Annotated in this window: 14 protein-coding genes, 2 tRNA genes and 2 rRNA genes; 11 read left to right on the top strand and 7 right to left on the bottom strand. The window is 60.9% G+C overall.

Translation table 11 applies throughout. The annotated features are described in order from the left end of the window. Positions 1–175 precede the first annotated feature (175 nt). From ACSX1C_RS11835 to ACSX1C_RS11815, 5 genes are all read right to left on the bottom strand, one after another. Positions 176–976: a Crp/Fnr family transcriptional regulator gene (locus ACSX1C_RS11835; protein ID WP_369959945.1), complete on the bottom strand. Its 801-nt coding sequence runs from the start codon at positions 974–976 to the stop codon at positions 176–178. A 107-nt stretch (positions 977–1,083) separates the two neighbouring features. Then, complete coding sequence (locus ACSX1C_RS11830) at positions 1,084–1,356, bottom strand: TfoX/Sxy family protein (protein ID WP_318645069.1); 273 nt, start codon at positions 1,354–1,356, stop codon at positions 1,084–1,086. A 39-nt stretch (positions 1,357–1,395) separates the two neighbouring features. Next, a complete protein-coding gene (locus ACSX1C_RS11825) occupies positions 1,396–2,145 on the bottom strand; it encodes a class I SAM-dependent methyltransferase (protein ID WP_439886291.1) in 750 nt (249 codons plus the stop codon). Between the two features lie 2 nt (positions 2,146–2,147). Beyond that, positions 2,148–2,492: a pentapeptide repeat-containing protein gene (locus ACSX1C_RS11820; RefSeq protein WP_439886290.1), complete on the bottom strand. Its 345-nt coding sequence runs from the start codon at positions 2,490–2,492 to the stop codon at positions 2,148–2,150. A gap of 84 nt (positions 2,493–2,576) precedes the next feature. Then, positions 2,577–4,139, bottom strand: coding sequence for an AAA family ATPase (locus ACSX1C_RS11815; protein ID WP_439886289.1), 1,563 nt, complete (start codon positions 4,137–4,139; stop codon positions 2,577–2,579). A 119-nt stretch (positions 4,140–4,258) separates the two neighbouring features. On the opposite strand from ACSX1C_RS11815, the gene mrcB reads away from it, so the two are divergent. The 3 genes from mrcB to ACSX1C_RS11800 are packed head-to-tail and all read left to right on the top strand — an operon-like array spanning position 4,259 to position 7,617. Further along, complete coding sequence (gene mrcB / locus ACSX1C_RS11810) at positions 4,259–6,577, top strand: penicillin-binding protein 1B (protein WP_439886288.1); 2,319 nt, start codon at positions 4,259–4,261, stop codon at positions 6,575–6,577. A 51-nt stretch (positions 6,578–6,628) separates the two neighbouring features. After that, a complete protein-coding gene (locus ACSX1C_RS11805) occupies positions 6,629–7,288 on the top strand; it encodes a tetratricopeptide repeat protein (RefSeq protein ID WP_439889408.1) in 660 nt (219 codons plus the stop codon). After that, positions 7,288–7,617 (top strand): YqcC family protein, encoded by a 330-nt coding sequence (locus tag ACSX1C_RS11800; protein ID WP_439886287.1) that lies wholly within the window; start codon positions 7,288–7,290, stop codon positions 7,615–7,617. The genes ACSX1C_RS11805 and ACSX1C_RS11800 overlap by 1 nt, the downstream gene beginning before the upstream one ends. Before the next feature lie 16 nt (positions 7,618–7,633). Here the strand turns inward: ACSX1C_RS11800 and ACSX1C_RS11795 are convergent, their stop codons facing one another. After that, a complete protein-coding gene (locus ACSX1C_RS11795; protein WP_439886286.1) occupies positions 7,634–8,068 on the bottom strand; it encodes a DUF4124 domain-containing protein in 435 nt (144 codons plus the stop codon). A gap of 400 nt (positions 8,069–8,468) precedes the next feature. Here ACSX1C_RS11795 and ACSX1C_RS11790 point away from each other — a divergent pair, with 400 nt between their 5' ends. Beyond that, on the top strand, positions 8,469–10,193 hold the full coding sequence (locus tag ACSX1C_RS11790) for an acetolactate synthase 3 large subunit (protein ID WP_439886285.1): 1,725 nt from the start codon (positions 8,469–8,471) through the stop codon (positions 10,191–10,193). A 2-nt stretch (positions 10,194–10,195) separates the two neighbouring features. Beyond that, positions 10,196–10,687 (top strand): acetolactate synthase small subunit, encoded by a 492-nt coding sequence (gene ilvN, locus ACSX1C_RS11785; protein ID WP_439886284.1) that lies wholly within the window; start codon positions 10,196–10,198, stop codon positions 10,685–10,687. Positions 10,688–10,739: 52 nt separating this feature from the next. Here ilvN and ilvY read toward each other — a convergent pair whose 3' ends face one another. After that, a complete protein-coding gene (ilvY, locus tag ACSX1C_RS11780) occupies positions 10,740–11,621 on the bottom strand; it encodes an HTH-type transcriptional activator IlvY (protein ID WP_439886283.1) in 882 nt (293 codons plus the stop codon). A gap of 126 nt (positions 11,622–11,747) precedes the next feature. On the opposite strand from ilvY, the gene ilvC reads away from it, so the two are divergent. The 6 genes from ilvC to ACSX1C_RS11750 all read left to right on the top strand — a co-directional run bounded on the left by ilvC (position 11,748) and on the right by ACSX1C_RS11750 (position 19,404). Beyond that, a complete protein-coding gene (gene ilvC / locus ACSX1C_RS11775) occupies positions 11,748–12,764 on the top strand; it encodes a ketol-acid reductoisomerase (protein WP_318645080.1) in 1,017 nt (338 codons plus the stop codon). A 155-nt stretch (positions 12,765–12,919) separates the two neighbouring features. Further along, complete coding sequence (gene pssA, locus ACSX1C_RS11770) at positions 12,920–13,729, top strand: CDP-diacylglycerol--serine O-phosphatidyltransferase (RefSeq protein ID WP_318645081.1); 810 nt, start codon at positions 12,920–12,922, stop codon at positions 13,727–13,729. Between the two features lie 754 nt (positions 13,730–14,483). Beyond that, positions 14,484–16,020: ribosomal RNA gene (locus tag ACSX1C_RS11765) — 16S ribosomal RNA — on the top strand. Positions 16,021–16,085: 65 nt separating this feature from the next. Then, positions 16,086–16,162: transfer RNA gene (locus tag ACSX1C_RS11760), tRNA-Ile, on the top strand. A gap of 31 nt (positions 16,163–16,193) precedes the next feature. Next, positions 16,194–16,269 (top strand) — tRNA-Ala (locus tag ACSX1C_RS11755). 245 nt (positions 16,270–16,514) lie between these two features. Continuing rightward, positions 16,515–19,404, top strand: a 23S ribosomal RNA gene (locus tag ACSX1C_RS11750). The 16S and 23S rRNA genes sit together here with 2 tRNA genes alongside, the layout of an rRNA operon. Positions 19,405–19,466 lie beyond the last annotated feature (62 nt).

The raw sequence follows: 19,466 nt of genomic DNA, 5'->3' as shown, positions 1-19,466 counted from the left end.
GTCAATAACCGTGATTAGCCTGATGAGGAGATAACCTGAAGAGTCCGATTGAAGGCCCCTTTAGCTTACCGGCTGATCTCGCGATCAGTTGATTGAATAATAACAATTCTCATTTCGATGTCAACGCTTCCGGGCAAATAAATTCTCGCCGTCCCGCTTCGGGCTGGTGCGCCGGCTAGACCGCCTCGGCCGGCAGGCGCAACTGGGTGACTTCCTTGTTCAACAGGTCGATGCGCCGGGCCATGCTCTCGATCAGGCTGTGGGCGATTCGCGGGTTGCTCTGCATCAGGCCGAGGAACTGTTCCTTGGGGATCACCATCACGGTGCAGGGCTCGGTGGCCAGTACCGTGGCGCTGCGCCGCTCCCGGGTGAACACCGCCATGGCGCCGAAGATCTCGTCCTTCTGCACGTCGCCGACCTTGTGGCCGTCGACGAAGGCTTCGGCGTGGCCTTCGATGATGATGAACACATGATCGGCGGCATCGCCCTGGTGGATCAGTTCTTCGCCGGCGGCGAAGTGCTGGAAGCCGGTGGCGGGGCGTATTTCCGGTTGCTTGAGGCGTGCCAGGGCATCGGAGAGCAGCGCCGTGTGGCCGATCAGGTACTGGATGAACTGCTCCTGGCGCGATTCGCTGGCGTAGATATGCCGGAACACCTCGCTGCGCGAGTAGGGCACCAGGCTCAGCGGCTCTTCGCTGCGATAGCGGCAGCTGGGCAGATCGATGCCTTGGCGCAGGCCGACCAGGTCGCCCTCTTGTAGATAGAACAGCGGGCGTTCGTCGACCAGGGCATGGAGCAGGCCGTCCTCGATGATGAACAGTTGATTGCTTGGCAGCATCGGCGCCAGGTCCTCGACCTGCTCCAGCCTGAGCACGTCGCCCGCCGGCTGCAGGTCGTCCAGCAGTTGGGCGGGGATGCTTTGCAGTCGACTGATCAGCTGGTCGGCATATGCCGGTTGCTCCCCGAGTAGATACATGAGCGTAATTCCTTGAACGGGCTTGGGCGGGCTAGAGCGCACGAATGGCCTTGAAACAATAGGTGGCGCGGCGGTTTTGGTAAATCCTCGTCGGCACAGGTTGTGAGCTAGCTCTTGTTGTGGGCCGCGTAGGCCTCGACCTGGCCATTGAGTTCGGCCTTGTGGGCGGGGGGCAGCTCGTTCCAGTGCACGTCCAGCAGTGCCCCCTCGATGGCGTAGAGCAGCACCTTGGAGGCGCGAAAGCCCCGCGCCCGAACGGCCCGGTAGGCGCTCACGGCACCCAGGCGGCGCAGGTCGTTGGCGCTGTGGATGCCGGCCGCGTGCAGCCATTGCACCGAGGTCTTGCCCAGGTTCTTCAGGTGTTGCAGTTCGTCGTTCATCGAGTCTCCTTGCGTCTGCGAGTGCGGAACGAAGCGCGATCAGCGTGCAATGCCTGCCAGGAAGTGTAGCGGCCAGCGTATCGGCCGCGGTTGTCTGACATCGCCCCAGGCCTGGCGCAATGCCGGCGCCAGTTCGGCAACCGGGTCGCGGCCGTGTTGCCGTTCCCAGCGCTGTACCGCAGACCAGGTGCGCAGATAGCCGAGCAGTTGGGCGAAGTCCCAAGACGTCGCGAGGGCCAGTTCGGGCGTCTCGATGGGGGACAGGGGGCAGTGGATGTCCCGGTAGCCGGCATCGACGCTGGCGCGCCCGTCCAGCCAGTAGCCGGCCAGCGTGCCGCGGTAGAAATCTGCGACCAAGGCGTCCAGGCCGGCGTCGATCTGCATCAGGCCATAGCACCAGGCGCAGAACAGACCGTCCGGCCTGAGCAGGCGGTTGACCTCGGCGAAGAACGCCGGGCTGGCGAACCAGTGCAGCGCCTGGGCGACCACCACCAGGTCGAGGCTGGCCGACGGCAGTGGCAGCACTTGGGCGTCGGCGACGAACAGCTGGATACCCCTCCAGTCGCTGCCGGCGCGCAGCTGTTCGATGCTGGCGTCGCAGGCCAGCACCTGGCTGAAGTAGCGGCGCAGCGGCTGGCTGGCCTGGCCGTTGCCGCAGCCGATATCCAGGGCCCTCTGGTGTTGCGGGCTGTGCCTGGCCAGCCAGGCGAACAGATCGTCCGGGTAGTGCGGGCGATAGCTGGCGTAGGCCTCTGCGCCGGCACCGAACAGCGCGCTGATCTCGCTCATGCTCAGCGGGTTCGGTAGCGCAGGCGGGTGCCGAAGTTGACCGACATCAGCAGCTCGTCGGCCGAGAGGTCTGCCGGGAAGTAGGCCCCGGAGATCTGCGCATGGGCCAGGCTGGCGCCTTCCAGGCGGGACTGGCGCAGGTCCAGGCCGCGCAGGTCGGTGCCGCGGAAATAGGCATCGGTGAAGTCGATGCCCTGGGCGTCCAGGGCGCGCAGGTCGAGTCCGCGGAAGTCGCCGCCGCTCAAGTCGATCTCGACGTCCATGGGGCGCTGGGTGTTGAACCCTGCGATGTTTTCCTCGCGCAGCAGGCGGTAGAGCGGGCTATCGAGTTGGCGCGGCTGGCTCATGACGGGCTTTCCATAGGAGGGTTTCCGCCAGTATAGAAGCCGCGGCGCGATCCGCTCGTCGCGCCGGGCGCCGGTTCTGCGCCCTTACAACCCGGGCAGGCGCTGGCGGATCTGCTTCACCAGATTATCCAGACTGGCGCTGTCGTGGGTGTCGACCCGCTTGCTGTTGGCCTGCTCGTCTGCATCGAGTGGCTCGCGGCTGGCCTGTTGCGCCTGAATCACCTCCAGGGTCGCATCGGACGGGTCGAGGCCGGCGGCCTGGCGCTGGGCGAGCCAGCCGGCGATCACCTCCTGCGGGGCCCGGCAGTCGAGGATCAGGAAGGGCACTCCGGTGGCTTCGGCGATCTGCCAGGCCGCCCGGCGTTGGGCTTGTTTCAGGTAGGTGGCGTCGATCACCACCGGGAAACCGGCATGCAGGGCGGCGTCGGCCAGCTGATGCAGGCGCTGGTAGGTGGCGCTGCTGGCATCGGCGCTGTAGATGCCGGCATCCAGCTGGCCCCGGTCACCGCTCGGCTGCTCGCCGAACAGGCGCTTGCGCTCGACATCCGAGCGCAGCCGTACGGCGCCCAGCGCCTCGACCAGGCGCATGGCCACGGAGCTCTTGCCGACCGCGGAAACGCCATGGGTGATGGCCAGGAAGCGCGAGGGGATGGCGCTGTAGCTTTCCGCCAGGCTGGCATAGCGGCGGTACTGGCGCAGGATCACCGCACGCTGCACGGCGTCCTGCTCCTGGCCGAGGCGGAACAGCGCGACCTTGCCACGGACCATGGCGCGGTAGGCCTTGTAGAAGTTGAGCAGCTCCACTGCGGCGTAGTCGCCGGTGTGCTCCAGCCAGGCGCTGACGAAGCGGCGGGCCAGGCACTTGAGGCCGCGGTCTTCCAGGTCCATGGCGAGGAAGGCGGCATCGGAGGCGATGTCGATCAGGCGGAAGGGCTCGTTGAACTCGATGCAGTCGAACAGCGTCACCTGGCCGTCGAGCAGGGTCACGTTGCCCAAGTGGATGTCGCCGTGGCATTCACGGATGAAGCCCTCGGCCTTGCGCCGCGCCAGCACGGGTTCGAGGCGGGCGAAGCTGGTTTCGGCCCAGGCCTGCAGGGCGTCGAGCTGCTGCAGGTCGGCCGGGTCCGAGAGCAGCGGGCGGATCTGCTCGAAGTTCTGCAGCACCGGCGCCATGACCGCCTGCGGCGTGCCGAGTTCGTGTGCCTGGGGCACCTGCGGGGCCTTGAGGTGGAAGGCGGCGATCTGCCGGGCCAGCGCCTCGATATGTTCCTCGCTCAGTTCGCCGCGGGCCTGGACCTCGCCGAGCAGCTGGTCCTGGGGGAACTGGCGCATCTTCAAGGCATATTCGATGGCCGGGCCGTCGCCGCCCAGTTGCGGTGCCTCGACGCTACCGTTGATCGGCAAAACCTCCAGGTAGAGGCCCTGGGTCAGGCGTTGATTGAGGCGCAACTCCTCCCGGCAGAAGTGCTCGCGGGCCGCCAGCTCGGTGAAGTCGAGGAAGCCGAAGTTCACCGGCTTCTTGATCTTGTAGGCATAGGGGCCGGTCAGCAGCACCCAGGAGATATGCGTCTCGATGACCTGGAAGCCGTCTACCGGGTGGGGGTAGAGGGCCGGGTTCTGCAGGGCGGCGATCAGGGCTTGGCTCACGGGCGATCCTTGGCGTTCGGACTATTAAGTAGGCCGGCATTATGGCCGCTGCGAGCCGCTCTGCAAACCGCCCGGCAGCGCCTGCCGGTGCCTTCGCAAAGTGCGTATAATGCCGCGCCATGACTCGTACCCGATCTCCCCGTTCCCGTTCCAAACGTCGTTCCCGTGGCATGCGCCCCTGGCTCGGCTGGGCTTTCAAGCTCGGCCTGGTCGCTCTGGTGGTGCTGGCGGGCTTTGCGGTTTACCTCGATGCCGTGGTGCAGGAGAAGTTCTCCGGCAAGCGCTGGACGGTGCCGGCCAAGGTCTATGCCCGGCCTCTGGAGCTGTTCGTCGGGCAGAAGCTGGCGAAGAGCGACTTCCTCAAGGAACTGGACGCCCTGGGTTATCGCCGCGAGAGCGCGGCCAGCGGCCCGGGCGCCGTGGCGGTGGCCGGCAACAACATCGAACTGCACACCCGCGGCTTTCAGTTCTACGAGAGCAGCGAACCGGCGCAGCGCGTGCGCGTGCGCTTCTCCGGCGATTACGTGGCCGGTCTGAACCAGGCCAACGGCGGCAACCTGGCGGTGGCCCGCCTGGAGCCGATGCTGATCGGCGGGCTGTACCCGGCCCACCAGGAAGACCGCGTGCTGATCAAGCTGGAGCAGGTGCCACCCTATCTGGTGGAGACCCTGGTGGCGGTCGAGGACCGCGAGTTCTTCAATCACTTCGGCGTCTCGCCCAAGGGCATCGCCCGTGCGGTCTGGATCAACGCCACGGCCGGGCAGTTGCGCCAGGGCGGCAGCACCCTGACCCAGCAGCTGGTGAAGAACTTCTACCTGACCAACGAGCGCAGTCTCACGCGCAAGGCCACCGAGGCCATGATGGCGGTGCTGCTGGAGCTGCACTACGACAAGAAGGATATTCTCGAGGCCTACCTCAACGAGGTGTTCCTCGGTCAGGACGGCCAGCGCGCGGTGCATGGCTTCGGCCTGGCCAGCCAGTATTTCTTCAGCCAGCCGCTGAACGAGCTGAAGCTCGACCAGGTGGCGCTGCTGGTGGGCATGGTCAAGGGGCCGACCTACTACAACCCGCGGCGCAATCCCGAGCGAGCCCTGGAGCGGCGCAACCTGGTGCTGGACATCCTGGTCGAGCAGGGCGTGGTCGCCGCCGAGGTGGCGGCCGCGGCCAAGCAAAAGCCGCTGGGCGTGACCCAGCGCGGCAGCCTGGCCGACAGCTCCTTCCCGGCCTTCCTCGACCTGGTCAAGCGCCAGCTGCGTGAGGACTACCGCGAGGCCGACCTGACCGAAGAGGGCCTGCGCATCTTCACCAGCTTCGACCCCATCCTCCAGCTCAAGGCAGAGGCCGCCCTGGGCGACTCCTTGAAGCGCCTGTCCGGGCGCAAGGGCGTGGATCAGGTTGAGGCCGGCATGGTGGTGACCAACCCGGAAACCGGCGAGGTGCAGGCGTTGATCGGCAGCCGCCAGCCGCGCTTCGCCGGCTTCAACCGGGCCCTGGATGCACTGCGGCCGATCGGCTCGCTGATCAAGCCGGCGATCTACCTGACCGCCCTGGAGCGTCCCAGCCAGTTCACCCTGACCAGCCTGCTGGAAGACCAGCCTTTCTCCATCAAGGGCCAGGATGGCCAGGTCTGGCGCCCGCAGAACTATGACCGCAAGGCCCATGGCACCATCTACCTGTACCAGGGGCTGGCCAACTCCTACAACCTCTCCACCGCCAAGCTGGGCCTAGAGCTGGGCGTGCCGAACGTGCTCAAGACCCTCGAGCGTCTCGGGGTCGAACGCAAGTGGCCGGCCTATCCCTCGATGTTGCTGGGAGCCGGTGCCTTGACCCCGATGGAGGTGGCGGACATGTACCAGACCCTGGCCAACGGCGGTTTCAATACGCCGTTGCGCGGCATTCGCAGCGTGCTGACCGCCGAGGGCGAACCGCTCAAGCGCTACCCCTACCAGATCCAGCAGCGCTTCGATGCCGGCGCCATCTATCTGTTGCAGAACGCCATGCAGCGCACCATGCGCGAGGGTACCGGCCGTTCGGTGTACAGCCAGCTGCCCGGCTCCCTGACCCTGGCCGGCAAGACCGGCACCAGTAACGACTCGCGCGACAGCTGGTTCGCCGGCTTCAGCCAGGACCTGCTGGCGGTGGTCTGGCTCGGCCGTGACGACAACGGCCCGACGCCCTTGACCGGGGCCAGCGGCGCCTTGCAGGTGTGGACCGACTTCATGCGCAAGGCCGATCCGCTGCCGCTGGACATGCCGCTGCCGGATAATGTGACGCAGGCCTGGGTCGATGCCAATACCGGTCAGGGCACCGACCCGAGCTGCCCGAATGCCGTGCAGATGCCGTATATTCGTGGGAGTGAGCCATTGCCGGGCCCGTCCTGCGGTATTCAGGCGCCGGTCGATTCGGTGATGGACTGGGTGCGTGGCTGGTTGGATTAAGTGAGAGGGTGTGAAGTGACTAAGTGGTGGATTCCTGCGCTAACGGCCTCGATGGTGCTGGGCGGCTGCGCCAGCGTACCGCGCGGTTCGATTCCGGTGGTCGACTCCAGCGGTTCGGTCTATGAGCAGCAAGAGGGCGGTGGCAGCTATGGCCAGCCGGCCGCTCAGCCGCAGACCCAGCCGCAGGACTCGGGAGTGGTGGTCATGGTGCCGCAGGGCGCCGGCAGCTCCGCGCCGATTCAGACCTTCCCGGCCCCCAGCGCGCCGATTGGCGGTGCCGCCGAGAGCGCGCCGCTCGGCAGCGGCGAGCCGCTGGGCGGTTACAGCCCGCCGCCGTCGATGCCGAGCGGTATTCCGAGCAATGGCGGCTTGGCCGCCGACGAGCAGCTGGATGGTCCGGTGCTGGCGCTGCTGACCACCGCTCAGCAGCAGCAGGGCAGTGGCGACCTCAATGGCGCGGCCTCCAGCCTGGAGCGCGCCCAGCGCATCGCCCCGCGCGAACCCCAGGTGCTCTACCGCCTGGCCGAGGTGCGTTTGGCCCAGGGCGACGCGGCCCAGGCCGAGCAGTTCGCCCGCCGTGGCCTGAGCTACGCCAGCGGCCGTCCGGCCCTGCAGGCCAGTCTGTGGAACCTGATCGCCCAGGCGCGCGAGCGCCAGGGCGACCCTGCCGGTGCCGCCCAGGCGCGTGAGCGTGCGCGGGTCAGCCTCTGATGGATACGCGAATGCCGGCCATCGCCGAGCAGCTGTTGTTGATCGAGCGCGAGTTACGTGTGCAGGGCTGGTGGGCCGAGCAGTCGCCCAGCGCCCAGGCACTGGCCAGCCGGGAGCCGTTCTGTGTCGACAGCATGGCCTTCGAGCAATGGCTGCAGTGGATATTCCTGCCGCGGATGAAGCAGATACTCGAGGCGGGGGGCAAGCTACCCGGCGTCTCCGGTATCCAGCCGATGGCCGAGCAGGTCTACAGCGACCGGTCTGAGCAGGCCGCGGAGCTGATCCGGCTGCTGGGCGAGTTCGACCGGTTGATCGGCGGCGCGGCCTGAGGCCGCGCCTACGGGGTCACAGGCAGTTGTCGGCAATCGACTTCTGCGCCGCGCCGATGCGCTCCTGACGCTCCTCTTCGCTGAGGCGACGGACCTCGCCGTCTTCCTCGATGCGTACGCGCGGGTTGTTCTGCAGCTGGGCCAGGCTGTTGCGCATGCTGTCGCAGTACTGCTTGCGCTCGGCCTCCTTGGCCGCGACCTCCTGCTTCACCTTCTTGTCGATGGCGGCCTGCTCCGGGTCGGCGATGTTCTTGAAGGTCGGCGCGGGCTGTGGCTCGGCCGGTTTGGGGGGCGGCGTGGCGGTATTGATGCTGGTGGCCTGTGCGCCCTGCGGCGGCTGCGCGCCGAAGTGGGTGACGCCCTGGGCGTCGACCCACTTGTACACCTGGCCGGCCATGGCGGGTGCGCTCAGGGCGAGCAGCAAGCTGCTGAGGAGGAGTGTGCGGCGCATGCTGGTTCCTTTTAAAGGCTGCGATAGCTGGGGCTTACTATAACCAAATCGGTCGAATCTTCATCCTGCGCTGCGTCACAGCAGAAGATTGTGAAATTCGTTATGCATCGCTTGACTTGCCCTCGACTAATCCGAACAATCCAACGTTCGCTGTAGTGGAGTCCGCCGCAAGTGTCCTCCAGCTCAGCAACAAGAGGCGCTACCCGTGCCGAACCGTGTTACCCGCAACGCGTTACCTCGCGCTGGGAGGGTCAGCCCCGCAACACCATGGGCTGTTCCGTTACTCGTCATGCCGATACTCAGAGTTCACGACCACAGTCGTGCAAGTCCGCTGACCAGTAAGACCTACTTAGAGTCACTCGTTGTCGGGTGGCATTCTGGCGTTCAAGAGGTGAACAACGTGGAGCTTTTATCCGGCGCTGAAATGGTCGTCCGCTTTTTGCGTGACGAAGGCGTAAAGAACATCTACGGGTACCCTGGCGGTGCCCTGCTGCATATCTACGATGCCCTGTTCAAGGAACCGGAAGTCAATCACATCCTGGTTCGCCACGAGCAAGCGGCGACTCACATGGCCGACGGCTACGCCCGGGCCACCGGCAAGGCCGGTGTGGTGCTGGTGACCTCGGGTCCCGGCGCGACCAACGCCATCACCGGCATTGCCACCGCCTACATGGACTCCATTCCGATGGTGGTGCTGTCCGGTCAGGTGCCGAGCAACATGGTCGGTACCGATGCCTTCCAGGAAACCGACATGATCGGCATCTCCCGGCCGATCGTGAAGCACAGCTTCATGATCAAGCACGCCTCGGAAATTCCGGAAGTCATGAAGAAGGCCTTCTATCTGGCCCAGTCCGGTCGTCCCGGCCCGGTGGTCGTGGACATTCCCAAGGACATGACCAACCCGGCCGAGAAGTTCGAGTACGTCTATCCGAAGAAGGCCAAGCTGCGTTCCTACAGCCCGGCCGTTCGCGGACATTCCGGACAGATCCGCAAGGCGGCCGAGCTGCTCCTGAGCGCCAAGCGTCCGGTGGTCTACTCCGGTGGCGGCGTGATCATGGGCGGCGCGGCGGCGCCGCTGACCGAGCTGGCGCAGATGCTCAATCTGCCGGTGACCAACACCCTGATGGGGCTGGGCGGCTACCCCGGCACCGATCGCCAGTTCCTCGGCATGCTCGGCATGCACGGCAGCTACACCGCCAACCTGGCGATGCACCATGCCGACGTGATCCTCGCCGTCGGTGCGCGCTTCGACGACCGCGTGATCAATGGCGCCGGCAAGTTCTGCCCGAACGCCAAGATCATCCACATCGACATCGACCCGGCCTCGATCTCCAAGACCATCAAGGCCGACATCCCGATCGTCGGCCCGGTCGACAGCGTGCTGACCGAGATGGTCGCGATCCTCAAGGAAATCGGCCAGAGCCCGAGCAAGGAAGCGCTGTCCAGCTGGTGGAAGCAGATCGACGAATGGCGCGGTAGCCGCGGCATGTTCCCCTACGACAAGGGCGACGGCAGCATCATCAAGCCGCAAACCGTGGTCGAGACGCTGTGCGAGGTCACCCAGGGCGATGCCTTCGTTACCTCGGACGTCGGTCAGCACCAGATGTTCGCGGCCCAGTACTACCGCTTCAACAAGCCCAACCGTTGGATCAACTCGGGCGGCCTGGGCACCATGGGCTTCGGCCTGCCGGCGGCTATGGGGGTCAAGCTGAGCTTCCCGGATGACCACGTGGCCTGCGTGACCGGCGAAGGCAGCATCCAGATGAACATCCAGGAGCTGTCGACCTGCCTGCAGTACGACTTGCCGGTGAAGATCATCAACCTGAACAACGGCGCCCTGGGCATGGTGCGCCAGTGGCAGGACATGATGTACAGCAGCCGTCACTCGCACTCCTACATGGAGTCGTTGCCGGACTTCGTCAAGCTGGCCGAGGCCTACGGCCACGTCGGTATGCGCATCACCGAGCTGAAGGACCTCAAGCCGATGATGGAGCAGGCCTTCGCGATGAAGGATCGCCTGGTGTTCCTCGACATCCAGGTCGACACCAGCGAGCACGTCTATCCGATGCAGATCAAAGACGGGGCGATGCGTGACATGTGGCTGAGCAAGACGGAGCGGACCTAACCATGCGACACATTATCTCCCTGCTGCTGGAAAACGAGCCAGGCGCATTGTCCCGGGTGGTCGGTCTGTTCTCGCAGCGCAACTACAACATCGAAAGCCTGACCGTGGCTCCGACCGAAGACCCGACCCTGTCGCGTCTGACACTCACCACCGTCGGTCATGATGAAGTAATCGAGCAGATCACCAAGAACCTCAACAAGCTGGTCGAGGTGGTCAAGCTGGTCGACCTGTCCGAGAGCGCCCATATCGAGCGTGAGCTGATGCTGGTCAAGGTCAAGGCCACGGGTGCCCAGCGCGCCGAGGTCAAGCGTACCACCGACATCTTCCGTGGGCAGATCGTCGACGTGAACACCAGTGTCTACACCATTCAATTGGCCGGCACGAGTGACAAGCTGGACAGCTTCATCCAGGCCATCGGCACCGCGTCGATCCTGGAAACCGTGCGCAGCGGCGTCACCGGCATCGCCCGGGGCGACAAGGTGCTGAGTCTCTGACTGCCATGCCGAGGAAAGCCCCGCCTAGTGCGGGGCTTTTTTTCGCCGCAGATTATTGCTGACGATTCCAGAAGGCCGCGATCAGCGGGTCCTTGAGGCGTTTTTGCAGGGCGAACAGGCCGATATCGTAGGCGGTCAGCGGCGGCTGAATGTCGTAGATGCGGATGCGTGCGGTCAGCGGGCTGTTGTCCAGCACGATCTGCGGCACCACGCCTATGCCGAACCCCAGGCTCACCATGCTCACGATAGCTTCGTTGCCGCTCACCTGGGCGTAGATGCGCGGTTTGATGTTGTGGCTTTTCAGCCACCGGTCGGTCCGGGTTCTGGCCAGGCCTTCTTCCGATAGGATCATCGGCACGTCTTTCCAGCTTTCCGCGCCGGGGTGCATCAGCTGGTCTTCGGTCAGTAGCTGTGGCGACTGGGGGCCGATGAAGCGCAGCTCGGAACGGGTGATCGGCTGAAAGTCGATGCCGGCGGGCAAGTGGTCGGGGCGGGCGCCGATGGCAAGGTCTTCCAGTCCTTGCTGCACGCGCTCGACGGCTCTTGCCGGGTCGCCGGTGTGCAGCTTCATTTCGATGCGCGGGTAGTCCTGTCGAAAGCTGCTGAGGATGTCGTAGAGGAAGCTGTAGCTGGCCGTGACCGAGCAGTACAGGGAGAGTTCGCCGTGCAGAACCAGTTGGTCCTGCCGGAACGCCTGGCGAATGGCCTGCCAGCCGTTTATGACCTCGCTGGCGTACGCGCGGAACTGTTGCCCCTCGCGGGTCAGCCGGACCGAGCGATTGTCGCGCAGGAACAGCGGTGCGCCGAGTTCGTCCTCCAGCTGCTTGATGCAGCGACTGAGTGCGGAGGGGCTGACGTGCTGCTCGCGGCTGGTTTTGCCGAAGTGCAGGTTGTCTGCCAGGGCAAGAAAGAGTCCGAGGGCGTGGCTGTCCATGGTTGTTCCGTGTACCGGCATGTTGTGTTGCAAATATATCATTTTACGCAACGGTTCGGATCACTTAAGGTGCCTCTGTCACGGTGCCTTGCGCCCCATCCCTTTCGATTCAAAAGAGCCAAGAACATGAAAGTTTATTACGACAAAGACTGCGACCTCTCCATCATCCAGGGCAAGAAAGTCGCCATCATCGGCTACGGCTCCCAGGGGCACGCCCAGGCGTGCAACCTGAAGGACTCCGGCGTCGATGTCACCATCGGTCTGCGCAAGGGCTCGGCTACTGTCGCCAAGGCCGAGGCCCATGGCCTGAAGGTCACCGACGTCGCCTCCGCTGTCGCGGCTGCCGACCTGGTGATGATCCTCACCCCGGACGAGTTCCAGGGCCAGCTGTACAAGAACGAGATCGAGCCGAACATCAAGCAGGGCGCGACCCTGGCCTTCTCCCATGGCTTCGCCATCCACTACAACCAGGTCGTGCCGCGCGCCGATCTGGACGTGATCATGATCGCGCCGAAGGCCCCGGGCCACACCGTGCGTTCCGAGTTCGTCAAGGGCGGCGGTATCCCTGACCTGATCGCGGTCTACCAGGATGCTTCCGGCAACGCCAAGAACGTCGCCCTGTCCTACGCCTCCGGCGTCGGCGGTGGTCGTACCGGCATCATCGAGACCACCTTCAAGGACGAGACCGAAACCGACCTGTTCGGCGAGCAGGCCGTTCTCTGCGGCGGTTGCGTCGAGCTGGTCAAGGCCGGTTTCGAGACCCTGGTCGAAGCCGGTTATGCTCCGGAAATGGCCTACTTCGAGTGCCTGCACGAGCTGAAGCTGATCGTCGACCTGATGTACGAAGGCGGCATCGCCAACATGAACTACTCGATCTCCAACAACGCCGAGTACGGCGAGTACGTGACCGGTCCGGAAGTGATCAACGAGGAGTCGCGCAAGGCCATGCGCAACGCCCTCAAGCGCATCCAGGACGGCGAGTACGCCAAGATGTTCATCAGCGAAGGCGCGACCAACTATCCGTCGATGACCGCCAAGCGTCGCAACAATGCGGCCCATGGCATCGAGATCATCGGCGAGCAGCTGCGCTCGATGATGCCGTGGATCTCCGCCAACAAGATCGTCGATAAGAGCAAGAACTAAGCCCTGTCGGTGTTAGAAAAAACGCGGCCTTGGCCGCGTTTTTTCGTTCTGTAGCGAGGCTTCTGGTATAAAGCCAGGTCATCGAGGCGGGCTGGCAGTCTGTTGTCCGGGTTGCTCCTCGCCGAAATTTTCCTATCCGTTGCAAGGTGTTGTTCATGAGCGAACGTCCAGAAGAGCCCAACTCGGCCGCCGAGGAAGAGAGCCTGCTGCCAATCGACGAGCATGTCGAAGAGGGTCATGACGATGAAGGGCGCAAGGTTCGTCATCGTGGCGTCTACCTGCTGCCCAATCTCTTCACCACGGCGAATTTGTTCGCGGGCTTCTACGCCATCATCAATGCCATGAACGGCAACTTCTACGTCGCCGCCGCCGCCGTGTTCGTGGCCATGGTGCTGGACAGTCTCGATGGCCGGGTGGCGCGTCTGACCAATACCCAGAGCGCCTTCGGTGCCGAGTACGACTCCTTGTCCGATATGGTCGCCTTCGGCGTGGCGCCCGCGTTGTTGGCGTTCGAGTGGGCTCTGGGCAGCATGGGCAAGGTGGGCTGGATGGTGGCCTTCATCTATGTCGCCGGTGCGGCGCTGCGGTTGGCGCGTTTCAATACCCAGATCGGTACCACCGACAAACGCTATTTCATCGGCTTGGCCAGTCCGGCTGCCGCGGGTGTGGTCGCAGGCACTGTCTGGGCCTTCAGCGATTTCGGTATCAAGGGCTCGAATATGGCCTTTGGTGTGGCGGTGCTGGTGGCGGCCGCGGGCATGTTGATGGTCAGCAACATCAAGTACTACAGCTTCAAGGATCTGGATCTGAAAGGGCGTGTGCCCTTCGTCGCGATCTTGGCGGTGGTGCTGCTGTTCGCCGTGGTGTTCAGCGATCCGCCACGGATACTGCTGATCATCTTCCTGGCCTATGCGGCATCCGGTCCCTTGCAGTACTTGCTGCAGTTGCGTCGGCGTAAATCGTAAGCTGACCTGGTCACTGTCAGACTCTGCAGTCTATTGAGGTGTTGTTGCCCGGGGCTGCAGGGCTGTTGTCATTTTTCCGTTCCGATCTCTCCTCGCCCCCTCATCCTGATCTGCTATCCCTCGGCTTTAGGCGGTGTATGCAAGGCATGTATAGCCTTGGCCTTGCATGGTTCATCATGCGAGGTGATGGATTCTTCAAATAAAGCATTGACCTGCCGCTTGCGGTGCCTATAATGCGCACCACTTCCGGCGCGGGCCTCTCGGAAACCTCTTGTAAATCAATTGGTTATCTTTAAAAGAGGGGTTGCAAAGCAGCGAAGGCTGCGTAGAATACACCGGCCTGACAGGGTGGAGGGTTGGTCCTGTCGGGGCTTCGGTCGAGGTGATCGGAGGCGGTTGAAGGAGGTGGTTGACAGCGGTTTCGAACGCTGTAGAATTCGCCTCCCGCTGACGAGGAGCTGAACGCTGATCGAAGGCGCAAGCGGTTGAGTTTGAAAAGAAATTTTCGAAACTGCTTGACGGAAGATGAGGCTGCTGTAGAATGCGCGCCTCGGTTGAGACGAAAGACTTAACCAACTGTTCTTTAACAACTGAATCAAGCAATTCGTGTGGGTGCTTGTGAGGTAAGACTGATAGTCAGCTGATTATCAGCATCACAAAGCAACACTCGTTAATTCGAGAGTTAACTCTTTTAAGTAAGAGATTTGCGATTGCTGAGCCAAGTTTAGGGTTTTCTCAAAACCCAAGCAGTATTAAACTGAAGAGTTTGATCATGGCTCAGATTGAACGCTGGCGGCAGGCCTAACACATGCAAGTCGAGCGGATGAGTGGAGCTTGCTCCATGATTCAGCGGCGGACGGGTGAGTAATGCCTAGGAATCTGCCTGGTAGTGGGGGACAACGTTTCGAAAGGAACGCTAATACCGCATACGTCCTACGGGAGAAAGCAGGGGACCTTCGGGCCTTGCGCTATCAGATGAGCCTAGGTCGGATTAGCTAGTAGGTGAGGTAATGGCTCACCTAGGCGACGATCCGTAACTGGTCTGAGAGGATGATCAGTCACACTGGAACTGAGACACGGTCCAGACTCCTACGGGAGGCAGCAGTGGGGAATATTGGACAATGGGCGAAAGCCTGATCCAGCCATGCCGCGTGTGTGAAGAAGGTCTTCGGATTGTAAAGCACTTTAAGTTGGGAGGAAGGGCAGTAAGTTAATACCTTGCTGTTTTGACGTTACCAACAGAATAAGCACCGGCTAACTCTGTGCCAGCAGCCGCGGTAATACAGAGGGTGCAAGCGTTAATCGGAATTACTGGGCGTAAAGCGCGCGTAGGTGGTTTGTTAAGTTGGATGTGAAAGCCCCGGGCTCAACCTGGGAACTGCATCCAAAACTGGCAAGCTAGAGTACGGTAGAGGGTGGTGGAATTTCCTGTGTAGCGGTGAAATGCGTAGATATAGGAAGGAACACCAGTGGCGAAGGCGACCACCTGGACTGATACTGACACTGAGGTGCGAAAGCGTGGGGAGCAAACAGGATTAGATACCCTGGTAGTCCACGCCGTAAACGATGTCAACTAGCCGTTGGAATCCTTGAGATTTTAGTGGCGCAGCTAACGCATTAAGTTGACCGCCTGGGGAGTACGGCCGCAAGGTTAAAACTCAAATGAATTGACGGGGGCCCGCACAAGCGGTGGAGCATGTGGTTTAATTCGAAGCAACGCGAAGAACCTTACCTGGCCTTGACATGCTGAGAACTTTCCAGAGATGGATTGGTGCCTTCGGGAACTCAGACACAGGTGCTGCATGGCTGTCGTCAGCTCGTGTCGTGAGATGTTGGGTTAAGTCCCGTAACGAGCGCAACCCTTGTCCTTAGTTACCAGCGGGTCATGCCGGGAACTCTAAGGAGACTGCCGGTGACAAACCGGAGGAAGGTGGGGATGACGTCAAGTCATCATGGCCCTTACGGCCAGGGCTACACACGTGCTACAATGGTCGGTACAAAGGGTTGCCAAGCCGCGAGGTGGAGCTAATCCCATAAAACCGATCGTAGTCCGGATCGCAGTCTGCAACTCGACTGCGTGAAGTCGGAATCGCTAGTAATCGTGAATCAGAATGTCACGGTGAATACGTTCCCGGGCCTTGTACACACCGCCCGTCACACCATGGGAGTGGGTTGCACCAGAAGTAGCTAGTCTAACCGCAAGGGGGACGGTTACCACGGTGTGATTCATGACTGGGGTGAAGTCGTAACAAGGTAGCCGTAGGGGAACCTGCGGCTGGATCACCTCCTTAATCGACGACATCAGCTTCCTTGTAAGCTCCCACACGAATTGCTTGATTCATTGCGAAAGACGATTGGGTCTGTAGCTCAGTTGGTTAGAGCGCACCCCTGATAAGGGTGAGGTCGGCAGTTCGAATCTGCCCAGACCCACCAATTGTTGTGGGGTTTGGCCTTGGTAGAATATGGGGCCATAGCTCAGCTGGGAGAGCGCCTGCCTTGCACGCAGGAGGTCAGCGGTTCGATCCCGCTTGGCTCCACCACCGACAGCCCGTTTAGAGTTCAGAAATGAGCGTTCCAGGTGTGACCTGCTGAATGTTGATTTCTGGTCTTTGATCAGTACGAAAATCGTTCTTTAAAAATTTGGGTATGTGATAGAAGTGACTGATTGACTGCTTTCACTGGCAGTTGATCAATCAAGGTAAAATTTGCGTTGTTCTCAAGTGCAAATTTTCGGCGAATGTCGTCTTCACGTTCGAGGCCGTAACCAGATTGCTTGGGGTTATATGGTCAAGTGAAGAAGCGCATACGGTGGATGCCTTGGCAGTCAGAGGCGATGAAAGACGTGGTAGCCTGCGATAAGCTTCGGGGAGTCGGCAAACAGACTTTGATCCGGAGATCTCTGAATGGGGGAACCCACCCAGCACAAGCTGGGTATCCTGCACTGAATACATAGGTGTAGGAGGCGAACCAGGGGAACTGAAACATCTAAGTACCCTGAGGAATAGAAATCAACCGAGATTCCCTTAGTAGTGGCGAGCGAACGGGGACTAGCCCTTAAGCTTCTTTGATTTTAGCGGAACGCTCTGGAAAGTGCGGCCATAGTGGGTGATAGCCCTGTACGCGAAAGGATCTTAGAAGTGAAATCGAGTAGGACGGAGCACGAGAAACTTTGTCTGAATATGGGGGGACCATCCTCCAAGGCTAAATACTACTGACTGACCGATAGTGAACCAGTACCGTGAGGGAAAGGCGAAAAGAACCCCGGAGAGGGGAGTGAAATAGAACCTGAAACCGTATGCGTACAAGCAGTGGGAGCCTACTTGTTAGGTGACTGCGTACCTTTTGTATAATGGGTCAGCGACTTATATTCAGTGGCGAGCTTAACCGAATAGGGGAGGCGTAGCGAAAGCGAGTCTTAATAGGGCGTTTAGTCGCTGGGTATAGACCCGAAACCGGGCGATCTATCCATGGGCAGGTTGAAGGTTAGGTAACACTGACTGGAGGACCGAACCGACTACCGTTGAAAAGTTAGCGGATGACCTGTGGATCGGAGTGAAAGGCTAATCAAGCTCGGAGATAGCTGGTTCTCCTCGAAAGCTATTTAGGTAGCGCCTCGTGTATCACTGCTGGGGGTAGAGCACTGTTTCGGCTAGGGGGTCATCCCGACTTACCAAACCGATGCAAACTCCGAATACCAGCAAGTGTCAGCACGGGAGACACACGGCGGGTGCTAACGTCCGTCGTGAAAAGGGAAACAACCCAGACCGTCAGCTAAGGTCCCAAAGTTATGGTTAAGTGGGAAACGATGTGGGAAGGCTTAGACAGCTAGGAGGTTGGCTTAGAAGCAGCCACCCTTTAAAGAAAGCGTAATAGCTCACTAGTCGAGTCGGCCTGCGCGGAAGATGTAACGGGGCTCAAACCATACACCGAAGCTACGGGTTCAACGTAAGTTGAGCGGTAGAGGAGCGTTCTGTAAGCCTGTGAAGGTGAGTTGAGAAGCTTGCTGGAGGTATCAGAAGTGCGAATGCTGACATGAGTAACGACAATGCGAGTGAAAAACTCGCACGCCGAAAGACCAAGGTTTCCTGCGCAACGTTAATCGACGCAGGGTGAGTCGGCCCCTAAGGCGAGGCAGAAATGCGTAGTCGATGGGAAACGGGTTAATATTCCCGTACTTCTAGTTACTGCGATGGAGGGACGGAGAAGGCTAGGCCAGCACGGCGTTGGTTGTCCGTGTTTAAGGTGGTAGGCAGAGTGCTTAGGTAAATCCGGGCGCTTAATGCCGAGAGCTGATGACGAGTTGTCTTTTAGACGACGAAGTGGTTGATGCCATGCTTCCAGGAAAAGCTTCTAAGCTTCAGGTAACTAGGAACCGTACCCCAAACCGACACAGGTGGTTAGGTAGAGAATACCAAGGCGCTTGAGAGAACTCGGGTGAAGGAACTAGGCAAAATGGCACCGTAACTTCGGGAGAAGGTGCGCCGGTGAGGGTGAAGCATTTACTGCGTAAGCCCATGCCGGTCGAAGATACCAGGCCGCTGCGACTGTTTATTAAAAACACAGCACTCTGCAAACACGAAAGTGGACGTATAGGGTGTGACGCCTGCCCGGTGCCGGAAGGTTAATTGATGGGGTTAGCTAACGCGAAGCTCTTGATCGAAGCCCCGGTAAACGGCGGCCGTAACTATAACGGTCCTAAGGTAGCGAAATTCCTTGTCGGGTAAGTTCCGACCTGCACGAATGGCGTAACGATGGCGGCGCTGTCTCCACCCGAGACTCAGTGAAATTGAAATCGCTGTGAAGATGCAGTGTATCCGCGGCTAGACGGAAAGACCCCGTGAACCTTTACTATAGCTTTGCACTGGACTTTGAGCTTGCTTGTGTAGGATAGGTGGGAGGCTTTGAAGCGTGGACGCCAGTTCGCGTGGAGCCATCCTTGAAATACCACCCTGGCAACCTTGAGGTTCTAACTCTGGTCCGTTATCCGGATCGAGGACAGTGTATGGTGGGTAGTTTGACTGGGGCGGTCTCCTCCTAAAGAGTAACGGAGGAGTACGAAGGTGCGCTCAGACCGGTCGGAAATCGGTCGTAGAGTATAAAGGCAAAAGCGCGCTTGACTGCGAGACAGACACGTCGAGCAGGTACGAAAGTAGGTCTTAGTGATCCGGTGGTTCTGTATGGAAGGGCCATCGCTCAACGGATAAAAGGTACTCCGGGGATAACAGGCTGATACCGCCCAAGAGTTCATATCGACGGCGGTGTTTGGCACCTCGATGTCGGCTCATCACATCCTGGGGCTGAAGCCGGTCCCAAGGGTATGGCTGTTCGCCATTTAAAGTGGTACGCGAGCTGGGTTTAGAACGTCGTGAGACAGTTCGGTCCCTATCTGCCGTGGACGTTTGAGATTTGAGAGGGGCTGCTCCTAGTACGAGAGGACCGGAGTGGACGAACCTCTGGTGTTCCGGTTGTCACGCCAGTGGCATTGCCGGGTAGCTATGTTCGGAAGAGATAACCGCTGAAAGCATCTAAGCGGGAAACTTGCCTCAAGATGAGATCTCACTGGAGCCTTGAGCTCCCTGAAGGGCCGTCGAAGACTACGACGTTGATAGGTGGGGTGTGTAAGCGCTGTGAGGCGTTGAGCTAACCCATACTAATTGCCCGTGAGGCTTGACCATATAACACCCAAACAATTTGCTGTTTGTGTGCTCGATGGTTGAAGTCGACAACAAACCGAAAA

The sequence above is a fragment of the Pseudomonas sp. MBLB4123 genome (genome assembly GCF_051904775.1).
Taxonomy (GTDB): domain Bacteria; phylum Pseudomonadota; class Gammaproteobacteria; order Pseudomonadales; family Pseudomonadaceae; genus Aquipseudomonas; species Aquipseudomonas benzenivorans_B.
Note: the sequence above shows the minus strand (reverse complement) of the source record. Positions and strands in the feature narration are given on the sequence as shown.

Bases quoted from the DNA above. Each gene is read 5' to 3' on its own strand.
- ACSX1C_RS11835 (WP_369959945.1), bottom strand. From the start codon at position 976: ATGTATCTACTCGGGGAGCAACCGGCATATGCCGACCAGCTGATCAGT.
- ACSX1C_RS11830 (WP_318645069.1), bottom strand. From the start codon at position 1,356: ATGAACGACGAACTGCAACACCTGAAGAACCTGGGCAAGACCTCGGTG.
- ACSX1C_RS11825 (WP_439886291.1), bottom strand. From the start codon at position 2,145: ATGAGCGAGATCAGCGCGCTGTTCGGTGCCGGCGCAGAGGCCTACGCC.
- ACSX1C_RS11820 (WP_439886290.1), bottom strand. From the start codon at position 2,492: ATGAGCCAGCCGCGCCAACTCGATAGCCCGCTCTACCGCCTGCTGCGC.
- mrcB (WP_439886288.1), top strand. From the start codon at position 4,259: ATGACTCGTACCCGATCTCCCCGTTCCCGTTCCAAACGTCGTTCCCGT.
- ACSX1C_RS11805 (WP_439889408.1), top strand. From the start codon at position 6,629: ATGGTGCTGGGCGGCTGCGCCAGCGTACCGCGCGGTTCGATTCCGGTG.
- ACSX1C_RS11800 (WP_439886287.1), top strand. From the start codon at position 7,288: ATGGATACGCGAATGCCGGCCATCGCCGAGCAGCTGTTGTTGATCGAG.
- ACSX1C_RS11795 (WP_439886286.1), bottom strand. From the start codon at position 8,068: ATGCGCCGCACACTCCTCCTCAGCAGCTTGCTGCTCGCCCTGAGCGCA.
- ilvN (WP_439886284.1), top strand. From the start codon at position 10,196: ATGCGACACATTATCTCCCTGCTGCTGGAAAACGAGCCAGGCGCATTG.
- ilvY (WP_439886283.1), bottom strand. From the start codon at position 11,621: ATGGACAGCCACGCCCTCGGACTCTTTCTTGCCCTGGCAGACAACCTG.
- ilvC (WP_318645080.1), top strand. From the start codon at position 11,748: ATGAAAGTTTATTACGACAAAGACTGCGACCTCTCCATCATCCAGGGC.
- pssA (WP_318645081.1), top strand. From the start codon at position 12,920: ATGAGCGAACGTCCAGAAGAGCCCAACTCGGCCGCCGAGGAAGAGAGC.